We start from the raw sequence: 13,103 nt of genomic DNA, 5'->3' as shown, positions 1-13,103 counted from the left end.
AGGGGATAGTATGATTGGATACGATTATTATGCTTAATATGACTGATATTTTAAATATTTCTAATAATGCTGTGGGTAGTGGTTTTTATGTTTTCTAGGCTGGTAGCTAAGTTTAATCGTACAAAGGTAGCATAGTTTTCGCCTCCGAACCATTCGCCGAAACTTGGGGCGATGCGGCACTGATTTTCAAAGACATCGCGCATACTTTCAGGTTTGATATAAGTGCTGAAATCGATCCACGCTAAATAGGTGCCGTCCATGGGGCTGATGCGCAGCTCAGGAAGGGCTGCATACAGTTCTTTATACATATAATCGTAGTTTTCTCTGACGACGGCGAGCAGATCATTGAGCCATGCTTCGGCATTCGGATGTGTGTAAGCCGCCGTGATGGCCGCCTCGGCGATGACGTCCGAATCCGTATGGTACACGTGCGATCTGTACGTATTGTAGCGGCTGCGTAAGCTTTCATTAGGGATGATGACCTCGGCCTGGTGAAGACTCGCCATATTAAACGATTTAGACACGGAGGACATGGCGACCATATTGTCCGCATAGGCCCCGCCCGATACCGACAGCGCCGGTGTAAACGGCGTCGGTCCCGTAATGAGATCCTGATGGATTTCGTCGCTGATGATGAGCACATGATGACGTTTACAGATGCTGAACAGCTGCTCCATCTCTTCGTCGGTCCATACATGACCCACCGGATTGTACGGATTGCAGTGAATGAACAGCTTCACATCGTTTTTGACGATGGCCGATTTGAAAGCGTCGTAATCGACGGTATAACGATTGTCCGCGGTGCGATGCATCGGGACCGAAATGATATGCCGCTGAGCATCGTTTGCGCTCGTATCGAATGCGCCGTATACGGGGGTCAGAACGGCGACGGCATCGTTTGGTTCTGTGAAAGCTCCGATACACCACATGAGGCCCGTAATCACATTCGGCGCGCCGGTGAGCCAGTCCGCTGAAAGCGTACAGCTGTGACGGCGTTTATACCAGCTCATCACGGCCTCTATGTAGGCGGGATTTGTCATCGTATAGCCGAGCGGCACCGCTTTCACATAGTTACAAATCGCATTTTGAATGCATTGAGGAGGCATGAAGTCCATGTCCGCCACCCAGAGCGGCAACAGGTCGGTGCGGCTGAATTTAAGATGCTGGCCGTCCCATTTGCGGGAATGAGAACCTCGGCGTTCGGTATAGTATTTTTGAGTGAATTCTGCTGTGTTCATAGAAATCCTCCTATTTAGAGTGTTACGTATTATTATAATAACATAATCAAATCGTAGCCTATTTGCTTGACGGTAATGACTTTCACAATTTAAAATATACTATAGAATAGTGTGTGCATGACCAGTGGCACACGCATATCGAATGGTTACAACTGATAAATTCTTAACGTTATATGGGGGCAATACGTTCATATGTGAAAGTGGTTCATCGAGCTGCGCGTCTATATAGAATTGTTAATATAAGTACAGTACTGGATCCTTGTTAGGAGGCATGTGCCATGAGTAACGAATTAAAACCATTACATTTTGATGCGGATTACACGATGGAGGAGGCGCTTGCGGAGGCGAAGCGTTGTTTGAATTGTCCTAAGCCGTTGTGTCGCATGGGGTGTCCTATTGAGAACGAGATTCCCCGCTTCATTCAGGCTATCGCACGCGGCAATTTCGGCGAAGCGAACGATATTCTGGCGGAACGGACGAATTTGCCGGCTATTTGCGGCCGTGTTTGTCCTCGTGAAAATCAATGCGAAGGCAATTGTATCATGAATAAGGCTAAGAAACCGCCTATTAACATCGGTAAATTGGAACGCTTTGCGGCCGATTTTGAAAGCATCAATGAATTGCGGAAACCTAAAAAGATTAAACAGGACCACGGTCGCGTGGCTGTTGTCGGCTCCGGTCCTGCAGGCTTGTCCGTAGCGGGTGACATTGCAAAATTAGGCTATGAAGTGACCGTCTTTGAAGGTCAGTCCGAACCGGGCGGCGTATTGTTATTCGGTATTCCCGAGTTCCGCCTGTCCAAATCCGTTGTGCGCCGTGAAATCGCACGTTTGGAAGGTTTAGGCGTTAAATTTGTATGCAACACATTCATCGGTCAGGATAAAACATTGGATCAGCTTTTTGAGGAAGGCTTTGATTCCATCTTCATCGGTACCGGTACGCATATTCCGCAAGAAGTGCGCATGGAAAACGATGAGATTACCGGCGTATTTCAGGCCATGTATCTGTTGACTAACGTACAATTAGTAGACAATGGCGAGCTTGACGAAGCACAGATCCCTGTTAAGAAGGGGGACCGCGTCGTTATCATCGGCGGCGGCAACGTAGCGATGGATGCGGCCCGTACGTGCGTGCGCCTCGGCTGTGAAGCGGTTACCGTAGCATACCGTCGTAGCCAGGAACAGATGCCCGCATTGCTTTCAGAATATGAAGAAGCACGCGCCGAAGGCGTTCAGTTTCAATGGTTTGCATCTCCAATCGGAGTAGAAGGCAAAGATAAGGTGGAAGGCTTTAAGTACGAAGTGATGGCGCTCAATGAAGACGGCGCCGGCATTCACGGTACGGGCACGTATCAGGTGATGCCTGTCGATAAAATCATCATTGCTGCGGGTCATAAACCGAATGCACGCCTCGTCGGTGAAGGAAATAACCTTAAGGTCGATGAAAAAGGGTATATCATTACGTCTCAAGACCCATACGGTATGACGAGCCGTGAAGGCGTATTCGCCGGCGGCGACGTTGTACATAAGCCGGCAACCGTAGTCCTCGCCATGCGCGAAGCGAAACGCGCCGTTGACGGCATGGTAAAATACATGGAAATTAAAAAGGCTCAAGAAAGTGCGGAGTAATTAATATTGCGATTCAATGATTTATCGCGATATATATATGTTTATATGTGCATATAATATCTGCATTTACAGAGTTTCTTTGATGCATAATCATAATAATATAGCGAAATATATGCAAACTTTCACAAAATGGTGAAAATATGAGTATATATCGCTTATAATGATAAAAATCCCTATATCTACCGGATTTATCCGTAATGATATAGGGACTTTTTCTGTCATTGCCATTCAATACATGCTGGGCGCGGTTTATTCGGTAGATGTATTGTGGAGGCATACGGGCGTGTGTTGTGAATGAGAGTAGAGAGAGGCTGGTATGGATCCTATCATATGTTCTCGGGACGTTCGGGCCCGACAGGAAGCACATAGACTCGGTATGTTAATACTGTTGTGGCGTAGGCGATTGGGTATGACTCAATACCAACTGGCATATCAGTCCGGGGTCGCTCAGTCCTATATCAGTGACCTTGAAAGCGGATCCATTGACCCCAGATGGTCAACCATCTATAAAATCGTATACGGTTTAGGGAACCTGACAATACAGGACTTTTTGCGTGGACCTTGTGAGCTGTACTCGTGCGGTGTTGCCGATGCAGATAGGAAACAGGGGCTGCATTAAAGGAGAGAGAAATTAAATTATAGTCTTACTTAATAGCGTTACTTAATTTGTGTCGTTATTTAATTTGTGCTGAAATGAAAAATTGGAATCTATTCCTAACTTTGCATGTTGATTATATAAAATTGGAATAAAATCCAAATTTATGATAGACTTGGAATAAAATTGGAATGGAATCCTAAAACCTAACATCGTGAATTAGCACCTCTCAAAGCCGTGCAGGATCAATATCCTAAATTTTTGCTGACCTTAGATGAATTGAATAAAAATGCCGATTATGACGGAATTCAACAACGAAATGTATCAGAATGGTTGTTAGAGGAACCGTAAATTGCTATAATAATAGTATTGATATGGCATAAATAGCCAATGTTAAGGAGGCAAAATCGTGGATTTGATTCAAAATTTGAAAAACAAAGTAAAACCGTTAGGTAAAAAAATCGTATTGCCGGAATACAAGGATGAACGCGTATTGAAAGCGACTGAAATCATCTTGAAGGAAGGTTTCTGCACACCGGTGCTTGTAGGCAACCCTGCTGAAATCGCTGCAGCTGCTAAAGCTGTAGGCGCATCTATCGAAGGTGCCGAAATCATCGATCCTGCTGGCTACGACCGTTACCAGGAAATGGTTGATACATTCGTAGAATTGCGCGCTAAAAAAGGGATGACACCTGAAAAAGCTGATGCAACTTTAAAAGGCGACTGCCTCTTCTTCGGTGCTATGCTCGTTCGTCTCGGTGTTGTTGACGGCATGGTGGCCGGCTCCGCATCTCCGACTGCAAACGTATTGCGCGCTGCATTGCAGGTTGTCGGTACTAAACCGGGTCTTAAAACTGTATCTTCTTCCATGTTCATGTTTACAAGTAAAAAAGAATATGGCGATGACGGTATGCTTGTATTCTCCGACTGCGGCGTATTGCCTAACCCGACTAGCGAACAATTGGCGGATATCGCAGAATCCACTGTAGAAAAAGCGCGCAAGGTTGTCGGCATGGCTGACCCTCGCGTATCCATGTTGTCCTTCTCCACTAAGGGCTCCGCGTCCACTCCGGAAGTAGACAAAGTGGTTGAAGCCGTTAACATTTTGAAAGAACGCAATGTTGACTTTAAATTCGACGGTGAATTACAGCTGGACGCTTCCATCGTTCCTTCCGTAGCAGAAAAGAAAGCTCCCGGTTCTCATGTAGCCGGTAAAGCTAACATCTTGATCTTCCCTGATCTTCAAGCGGCCAACATCGGTTATAAATTGGTACAACGCTTTGCCGGCGCTGATGCTCTCGGACCATTGATTCAAGGCTTGGCTAAACCGGTTCATGACCTTTCCCGCGGTTGCTCCGCTCAAGACGTTGTAGACGTTGCGGCGATTGCTGCTGTTGAAAGCATCTGATTTCAACGAGTTCAAAGTTTTTAATGAGTTCATATCTTTCAATGAGTTCAAAACTTTCAACGAAATACTGAAAGCTGATTCTCCGGAATCAGCTTTTTTGTTTGTGTAAATATCTTTATTACTATCAATATGTTGTTGAACGCATATAGAGCGTTTGGAAAGTCGATTTAGAAAATTGATTGCCATTGATTGTTAGTGAAATATAGTATTTGTGTAAATCAATATAGAAGGTGTATTATTAAATTAAGTATATTTGATTAATGTATTTAATCAATGTTTGTATTGGATACATATAATTAATGTGAGTACTTAACACTTATCAAAAATATATCCATGCATATATATAGTTGGTGTATGGGCTTACTATGGGGATGGAATGTACTTGATATGTGTAAATGTAGTTATATTTGAAGTCGTAAAAAGGAGAGAGCTATGATTTCTATATTCGACACAAATCCTGTTGTTTTTGAAGATACTGATCGTACTTTAACAATTAGTTATAATGGTGTGCTCTACAAAGATGCAAATGGTACAGTTATAACCGACATTGATTTTGAAGACGTAAATGAGCTGTATCTTACAAGATATTTGAACTCAAACAGTAATTATACGATTATGTTTAGAGATCATAATTGGAAAAATATTGAAGGCCAAGATCTAGATACAGATCGTAAGGACTATAATACCGGTCATAACATCCGTGAAACAAAAGCGATTATTGCAGCGTTTGTCCGCCATAAACTGACGGCGGACTTCCCTGCAAACTTGGATACACTTCAATTACCATTGGATTATTCTATTATGGGTAAACGAGAAATCACTATTAAAAACGGTGTTATCTCAAATGGCAAGGTAGAGATTCCTATCAATGAAATCCGCCGCGTAGTATGCGTATCCAATGGTACAATTAGTAAATTGTTAGTATATAAAGAAGAAAAACCTAGTTCATTCTTTAAAAAGATTTTCGACAAATGTGATATGAAAATCACGTTGAATGCCATTACCTTGCCGTTATTGGAAGCCATCGTAACGCGCAATACAGGCCATGGTATCGATTTCTCCCGTGGTAACGGTTTTGACCAAAAGAATTCAGAGTATATTATCATCCGCTATCTTGATTCGGGCTATTTCCTTGCGCAAGATGGTACAGCACCCACAGAATGGCAAAAAACTGCGGCTGAAAAGACGGCAGGCTTTGGATATGATCTAAAAAGCTTGGTGGAAATATAAAAAAGAGCTGCAACAAAATGCTCTTTTACCGCATTCTGGTTGTAACTCCTTTAAAATATAAGAAATACCAAGAAAATTAGGTCTGTAACATCCTAGGTTTTGTTGGTATTTTTAGTATTAAGGGGCTGTTTTGTTACAGTCCCTTTTGTCAGTTTCAGATTATGTTTGTCGGTGTGTGGTGGGGATTTCATTTGCCGGTTTTGCCGGTGCAGATATAATATTAGAATCCCAGGTCCTCATTGATTATGATGACTTCCATTGTCTGCATGTTGCGCATCTTTTTATAGTAGATGGTCAATGCATTACAGATGCGATCGGGAGAACTGCAGTCGTAGCATTTTTCTTCCAGTTTTGCGCATGGATTAATCGAACTTTTCTTGTTTTTCTTGCTGTTGAGTGGTGCCGCCGTGTTACGGGCGCGGTAGATGGCGGATGCTAAATCCGGTGTAATCTTGTTGCGACCAAGTACGAAAAACACTTCCTCAGAGCCGAACAGCGAGGCGGCAATACGATTACCTGTGCCGTCAATATTGACCATTTCACCTGTTTGCGCCAAGGCATTAACGGAAGTGAGGAATACGTCACGCCCCATCGTGCGGAGTGCCGTTTCGCGGAAGCTTTCACCGGGGAGAGGACGATGAATATCGGTTACATCCTCGTTGACCTCGCAGAGCGCATCGTAGACGCCGAGCTCCAACAAGGTGCGCGAATCGCCGAGAGCCACGCGCTTGTGCTGAATGCGGGATTTCAGATATGCGGTCGCCTCGTGACCGGTCTCGAAATAATGGACCACGAAGTTATTGCGCTCCAAGGCCCGTATCGTTTTTTCGATATCGATAGGCGCATCGTTCGTGTGAGGATTGACAACTGCATTGATTGTAGTTTCTGTATTTGCCATAAGCCCTCCTTGATATGTATGATTCTTACCTTTATTGTACAGGTTTTCATGCATAATTCAATGGAGGGCTTGCGTTTTATATACTATCTTCAAATATAAATCCTGTCATCGACAGGGATCCTGAATTATAAGTTTGATTAAATACAGTCGGTTTTGTACTTTCATCGGCGCCCATAATATAAATTAACGGGAGATAGTGGTCTGGTGTAGGTGCTGCGTAGCTTGCTTGAGAATGCTGTGCATAATTGATGACCTTATCCGTATCGTTCGCGAGGACTGCATCGGCAATATATCGATCGAATTCAATCGCAGCAGGGGTGCCGGATGGACTATCCCACTCCAGGCGCCTGAGATTGTGAACGATATTACCGCTGCCTATGATGAGATAGCCTTCATCGCGTAATGATTGTAGCTTTACGCCTAATTGATAGGCTCCTTCAGGGCTCAGGTGTTTATGTATGGATAGTTGCACAACGGGAATGGATGCATCAGGGAACATGTGAACTAACACGGTCCACATGCCGTGATCGATGCCCCATGTATCGTTGATAGAAACGTCGTCACCCAGTAACTGCTGAACCTTTTGTGTTAGCTTGTTATCACCCTTGGCTGGATATACAACCTCATATAGCGCTTTGGGAAATCCGTACATATCGTAAATCTGCTTCGGATTTTCGGCACTTTGCACATAGGTGCCATCTGTGTACCAGTGGGCGAAAACGGCGAGTATTGCTCTTGGTTTTCCGTAATTTTTAATTATATTGTTTCCTATGTTTCTGAAAGTATTTGTCATTTCTGTATGTTCCAAGGCCATCATGGGACTGCCGTGGCCTACGAATAGAGTTGGCATGCGTTTCATTGTATCACCTTCTGTCTATAAATATAATAATTATTATTTGTTTAAAGGTTTTTAATTATAAGAGAGGGCTATTGGTTGCAGTCAATAGCCCTCGGTGTCTTTATATAGGTTGTTTTGTGTTGGGAGGATGCTGTTATATATCAATAGATTGAGATATTAGTTTTGTACTGCGGTAAAACGTTGGCGACCGAATTTATGATTTTTGATTTCATCAACCAAGATTTGAGCATATGTTTCGTAGGAAATATATGGTTTACCATCTTTATTTACGATGACTTCCTCGTCACCGATGATATAGTCGTCAGATTCCGGACCTTCTACATCAAAGATTGGTGGTGGGGTAAACATTGTCCAGTCTACATTGCTGAATTTACGCAAGATATCGTCAGACTTACCATGAGTTTTTGAACGAACTAAGAATTCTTTAGGAAAGTCTGGTGTATCATTTAGTTGAATTGTGTGATTTTCGTCTACGTAGAGGCTGCCTGCACCACCTATAGCGATGAGGCGCGTATTTGTGTTAGCTAATGCTTTTACAAGCAATAATGTCAAATCTGCTGGTAAATGATACGTATCTGGCGTGAAAGCACTTGTAGCATTGACCACTACATCAAATGAAGTTAACTCTTCTGTTGTTAAGTGTAATGCGTCTTTTACGATAGTCGGAATGCCTTCAATTGCGCCCTCACGACGAATGACACCCGTTATCTTATGGCCTGCTTTGAGGGCTTTTTCTACAATACGACGACCTGCGTTACCATTTGCACCGATTACTAAAATATTCATGATGATTCTCCTTTTTTTGAAAGCATATCTCTCGTCAAGAGATATTGATTATGGTTTTACTATACTGTTCGTAGTTCATAAATTTGTAGCAGCACTATATGATAGTGTTTTTTAAATTTATTACGCTACAATCTGTTGTGTTCAGCTGATGACCATATTATAGATGAGTGCATATATTTTGAATAGTAGAATTATTTTGGATAGGTACTATCAAAAGTGATAGAATTATGATGATTACTGATTAAAAATTTTACAAAAATTTTTGTACCCATAAAAAAGATACTATAAAATCCTTGAAATTTCTTCTGGCTATGATACGATAATAATATAACGTGTTGTTTAATTTGTAAGAAGACAACATTGCACGTGTGTTAATAATAAGGAGTTTCATTATGGCAGAAGCTTTGGTAAATGTTCACGATTTAGTGGGTCGTTGTCCGTATGCAACGAGTCAAAAGTTATTGGGTGGCAAATGGGCGCTATTGATCATGCACGAATTATCTGAAGGTCCCGTACGTTTTCGCGAATTAGAACGCCGCTTATATCCCATTACGCAGGCGACCTTGACCCGTGCATTGCGTCAGATGGAGGACGACGGACTCGTACATCGCGAGGTGTACAGCTCCATTCCTCCGAAAGTTGAATACAGCCTCACCGAGGTGGGATCAGGTTTTAAAACTGTTCTCGCATCCCTTGAAGCATGGGGCAATCAATATATTGATTATATGAAGGCATCAGGACGTATATAATTGCTATGTAAATGACGAGGAATACAGAGGCGATTATATAACATCATTTTGTATTTTGCGGCTTTTTATATTTCTGAAACAGAAATATGGTATAATAAAAAATACTTGATATATATTCTCATATACTGAAAGGTAATGATAATAGATGATGAACATTACATTTTTATCGCATAGCGGCTTTCTCGTGGATGACGGAAAGCGATGCTATGTATTTGATTATTATAAGGATCCGAATAATACCGTATGGCAGCTGGCGAAGCGCGGTCGTGAGCTTTGGTTCTTCGTGAGCCATATTCATCAGGATCATTTCAATCCGTCCATCACGGAGTTTGATGGGCCGAATACGCGTTATATCTGTCATAAGGATGTACCTCTCGAGGGAAAGGTTAAGAAATGCATCACCATGCGTCCCGGTCAGGATGCGGCAATGGATGATGTAGGCATTCATATGTACGGTAGTACTGATGAAGGCGGATCCTTTTACGTGAAGACGAACACGGCGAATATCGACTCCGACTCTATTTTCCATGCAGGTGATTTAAACTGGTGGCATTGGCTCGGCGATACGCCGGAGAACAATGCGGATGCAAAGCGCATGGCTTGGCGTGAGTTTAAGGAGCTGGAAGGCCTTTCCGTCGACGTGGCCATGTTCCCCGTGGATAATCGCCTGGAAGCGGCTCAGGAGTGGGGTGTTATCGAGTTCCTGCGCCGCGTGACGGTCAATAAGATGCTCATTCCTATGCATTTGAACGGACCTCAATGGCATCCGTCCATTTATTTTGAAGCCCTCTATCCGGAGGTGACGATTTGGCATCCGCAGAAGGATGGCGACGAATGTACAATCGCTTAAATACTACTTTCACCGTATTGTGTGTGGCGGCGAAGGTTGGGCCATCAATAGGGACTGTTGCGTTATATTGGGAGAGTCCGTATACGTACTTTATAAAGTTAGGATCAAGTGATGATAAAAACTAAACCGATGGCGACCTTACTGTTGAGCGTCATGGCGATTATATTTTTAATTTCATATCCTCAACGCCATGATGCATTCTGGGCCTTTGTGATGCATGTTTCCGGGGCCGCCATGATCGGTGGGCTCGCGGACTGGTATGCGGTGACGGCTCTTTTTACGAAGCCTTTGGGAATTCCTTTTAAAACGGCTATTTTACCGCGCAGCAAGGAGCGTTTGATTCAGATCGGTCGCACCATGCTCAGTGAGGAACTGTTGCGGATTCCTCAGATGTATTATGCCATCAAGAAGGAACGCGTTATGGTGCGTATCGTCGAATACGGTGTGAGCGAAGAGGGGCAGAACCAGATCCGCAATCTCCTGTACGGTATAGGCAATCAGGTGTTGGCGCACATGGATATCGAGCCGATGCGCCAGGAAATCAACAAGGCCGTTTATAAGGGCGTGTCCAACTGGAAGGCGACGCCGCTCGTTATCTTATTCGGCCGATGCATGTTGGAACGCCATACGGCGAGCGTGTTTTGGCTCTATTTCAATCGTACCTGTCAGCGCGTTATCTCCTCGAATCAGATATACCCATACTTGTATCGTGTCATGCTGGATATCATGAAGCGATACACGAAGAATTTCTTTTTCCGCGAGCTGGCCATCGCCTTTGGCGGTCATGAGCTTTCACCGGAGCGACTGGTAGACACGTTGCAGAAAAAGGCGGTCACATTCCTCAAGGAAAACGAGTCCATCGACTCCACCTTGGGACGCTATGTATGGGGCCAGGCCATCAGATTTTTCAACAATCTGGAAACGAACATAGAATGGCAGGCTTTCATCGAAGAACATAAGGACCAGTGGGTGCGCATGATTCTTGAAGAATGGGAGGAAAAGCTCATCGACGGCGACACGTTGGACTGGCATCGCCTCATGGATATGGTGCTGGAACGATTTAACATCCTCTGTACGGAAATTCTCCTGAATCCCGATAAACAGGCGCCTTTTGAACGATTTTTCCTCCTTCGCAGCATTCCGTGGCTGCAGAAACTGCATCCTCTCATCGATCGCGTCGTAGGGCAGGAACTGTCCCGCTATTCACCGGACGAAATCACGCATATCGTGCGCGGCAAAATGTATTACGACCTTCAGATGGTGCGTATTAACGGGTCCTTCGTGGGGGCCGTGCTGGGCGGCGTATTCCACGGCCTTACGGTATTTTTCAAGGGGGTGATAGGATGATGATTCATTACATCAGGTCACTCACGTTGAAACAGCGTGCTAACGGCATTTTCGCGTTGACGGCGCTCCTGTATTGCTGCGTTTTCGTAGGACAATTTTTCTATGACGGTGAAAGCTGGTATCAGCCGCTGTATTGGGCGGTTCAGTCGGCGCTCATCGGCAGTGTGGCGGACTGGTTTGCGGTGACCGCTCTGTTTCGCAAGCCTCTGGGCTTTCCATATCATACGGCGTTGATCCCGCGCAACAAGGAACGCCTTATCAATGGTGTCATTCAGCTGGTGAAAACGAAGATGCTCACGAAGGATCGGTGCCTTGTTCTGGTCGGGAATATACAGTTTGTACCGCTCTTTGAGCAATTCCTTCTGTCCCCTGAAGGGCAGAGGGCGGCTCGGCTCGTCATACATCAAGGGCTGCACCTGTTGTGGAAATCTCAATCTTCCGCGGAATGGGCCACATGGGGGGCGAATCGCATTCGCATATTGCTGAGAAAACAATCCCTCGTGCCCGCCTTGAAACACGTTCTGCTCGATCTATGTGAGCATAATCGCTATGAAAGCATGGTCGTTCAGGTTCTCGGCGTCGTTCAGGAACGCATGAATCATCCGGCGATGGGGACATGGCTCACCTCTGTTGTGGCGGAAGAGGCGCATCGCAAAAAGCGCAAAGGGTTCTTTCAGGATTTCTTTATATCCGTATCGGAAGCGACGGATGTGATCAACTATAAGGAAATGGCGGAGGCCATCATTCAGGAAGTCTACGCCATGCTTGAAACATGGAAACGTCCGAACAGTCCGGAACGGACGGCGTGGTTAAGACAATGGGTGACGCCGATTCGCAATATCGAGGATAATCGCGAGGTCTGTGCCGCCCTCGATGAAGCGTGGGAACGCTGGATTCGGGAGCAGGACTGGGAATCGATTATCGAAAATCATCTGTGTCCTTATATTGAGGAACTGCTCCTCGTAGGGGATGAGAACGGCGAAACGCCGGCTCAGGTGCTCGTCAACATCGCTCTTGAACTGTGGAACGTATACGGCAGGTCTGAGGACCTGCGCAACCGTATCGAACGAACCATGCATGATATCGCTCAATATGTGCTGGAGCAGGGCTATGATTTGATCGAGACCATCATTCGTCAGGTATTGGGCGGTCTCAGCACTGATAAGTTTATTTACTTCATCGAATCCAAGGTGGAGGACGATCTCAGCTGGATTCGCATTAACGGTGCCGTCGTAGGAGCCGTGGCGGGGCTGTTGACATGGATATTCCTGGAATATGTGTACACACCTCTGTGGGCGCAGCTGATAGGATTATAACAGTCAGGATTATAACAATGGGTTATAACGAATGAATTATAACGATAAGCTAACGATAAGTTTATAACGGTAGATTTATAACGGTAGGTTTATAATACTGCCGGGTCATAACAACATAAAAGGACAGCCACATCGGGTGATGCCCTTCGATATTAGAGATTACATCTAATAGGGAGGGTCCATTCACACCGTGGCTGTC

At 44.7% G+C, this 13,103-nt stretch carries 12 protein-coding genes and 1 pseudogene; 9 read left to right on the top strand and 4 right to left on the bottom strand.

Annotated features, from left to right (window positions below; translation table 11 throughout):
• Positions 1 to 50: 50 nt before the first annotated feature.
• Positions 51 to 1,238, bottom strand: coding sequence for a MalY/PatB family protein (locus VEHSUH05_RS04245; protein ID WP_105090826.1), 1,188 nt, complete (start codon positions 1,236 to 1,238; stop codon positions 51 to 53).
• A gap of 278 nt (positions 1,239 to 1,516) precedes the next feature.
• Here VEHSUH05_RS04245 and VEHSUH05_RS04240 point away from each other — a divergent pair, with 278 nt between their 5' ends.
• From VEHSUH05_RS04240 to VEHSUH05_RS04220, 5 genes and pseudogenes are all read left to right on the top strand, one after another.
• A complete protein-coding gene (locus tag VEHSUH05_RS04240) occupies positions 1,517 to 2,866 on the top strand; it encodes an NAD(P)-dependent oxidoreductase (protein ID WP_105090825.1) in 1,350 nt (449 codons plus the stop codon).
• Between the two features lie 316 nt (positions 2,867 to 3,182).
• A complete protein-coding gene (locus VEHSUH05_RS04235) occupies positions 3,183 to 3,485 on the top strand; it encodes a helix-turn-helix domain-containing protein (protein WP_105090824.1) in 303 nt (100 codons plus the stop codon).
• Positions 3,486 to 3,671: 186 nt separating this feature from the next.
• Positions 3,672 to 3,812, top strand: a pseudogene (locus VEHSUH05_RS09370) (ATPase); the annotation flags it as partial.
• Positions 3,813 to 3,870: 58 nt separating this feature from the next.
• Positions 3,871 to 4,869 (top strand): phosphate acetyltransferase, encoded by a 999-nt coding sequence (pta, locus tag VEHSUH05_RS04225; protein WP_054674531.1) that lies wholly within the window; start codon positions 3,871 to 3,873, stop codon positions 4,867 to 4,869.
• A 432-nt stretch (positions 4,870 to 5,301) separates the two neighbouring features.
• Positions 5,302 to 6,099, top strand: a complete 798-nt coding sequence (locus VEHSUH05_RS04220) for a hypothetical protein (protein ID WP_054674535.1) — start codon at positions 5,302 to 5,304, stop codon at positions 6,097 to 6,099.
• Between the two features lie 220 nt (positions 6,100 to 6,319).
• Here the strand turns inward: VEHSUH05_RS04220 and VEHSUH05_RS04215 are convergent, their stop codons facing one another.
• The 3 genes from VEHSUH05_RS04215 to VEHSUH05_RS04205 form a co-directional block, all read right to left on the bottom strand.
• Positions 6,320 to 6,997, bottom strand: a complete 678-nt coding sequence (locus VEHSUH05_RS04215; RefSeq protein WP_105090823.1) for a lactate utilization protein — start codon at positions 6,995 to 6,997, stop codon at positions 6,320 to 6,322.
• A 76-nt stretch (positions 6,998 to 7,073) separates the two neighbouring features.
• Positions 7,074 to 7,856, bottom strand: a complete 783-nt coding sequence (gene ygiD, locus VEHSUH05_RS04210; protein WP_105090822.1) for a 4,5-DOPA-extradiol-dioxygenase — start codon at positions 7,854 to 7,856, stop codon at positions 7,074 to 7,076.
• Between the two features lie 156 nt (positions 7,857 to 8,012).
• The gene (locus VEHSUH05_RS04205; RefSeq protein ID WP_054674537.1) at positions 8,013 to 8,642 is read right to left on the bottom strand and encodes an NAD(P)-dependent oxidoreductase; all 630 of its coding nucleotides are present in this window, start codon (positions 8,640 to 8,642) and stop codon (positions 8,013 to 8,015) included.
• A 392-nt stretch (positions 8,643 to 9,034) separates the two neighbouring features.
• Here VEHSUH05_RS04205 and VEHSUH05_RS04200 point away from each other — a divergent pair, with 392 nt between their 5' ends.
• The 4 genes from VEHSUH05_RS04200 to VEHSUH05_RS04185 all read left to right on the top strand — a co-directional run bounded on the left by VEHSUH05_RS04200 (position 9,035) and on the right by VEHSUH05_RS04185 (position 12,904).
• Positions 9,035 to 9,391, top strand: a complete 357-nt coding sequence (locus VEHSUH05_RS04200) for a winged helix-turn-helix transcriptional regulator (RefSeq protein WP_038117407.1) — start codon at positions 9,035 to 9,037, stop codon at positions 9,389 to 9,391.
• Positions 9,392 to 9,536: 145 nt separating this feature from the next.
• Positions 9,537 to 10,241, top strand: a complete 705-nt coding sequence (locus VEHSUH05_RS04195; RefSeq protein WP_095066583.1) for an MBL fold metallo-hydrolase — start codon at positions 9,537 to 9,539, stop codon at positions 10,239 to 10,241.
• A 111-nt stretch (positions 10,242 to 10,352) separates the two neighbouring features.
• Positions 10,353 to 11,588 (top strand): DUF445 family protein, encoded by a 1,236-nt coding sequence (locus VEHSUH05_RS04190; RefSeq protein WP_105090821.1) that lies wholly within the window; start codon positions 10,353 to 10,355, stop codon positions 11,586 to 11,588.
• Positions 11,588 to 12,904, top strand: coding sequence for a DUF445 domain-containing protein (locus VEHSUH05_RS04185; RefSeq protein ID WP_105090929.1), 1,317 nt, complete (start codon positions 11,588 to 11,590; stop codon positions 12,902 to 12,904). The genes VEHSUH05_RS04190 and VEHSUH05_RS04185 overlap by 1 nt, the downstream gene beginning before the upstream one ends.
• Positions 12,905 to 13,103: the final 199 nt, after the last annotated feature.

Source organism: Veillonella denticariosi JCM 15641, assembly GCF_002959855.1.
In the GTDB taxonomy this organism is placed as follows: Bacteria; Bacillota; Negativicutes; order Veillonellales; family Veillonellaceae; genus Veillonella; species Veillonella denticariosi.
This window is presented reverse-complemented; position numbering and strand designations above follow the sequence as displayed.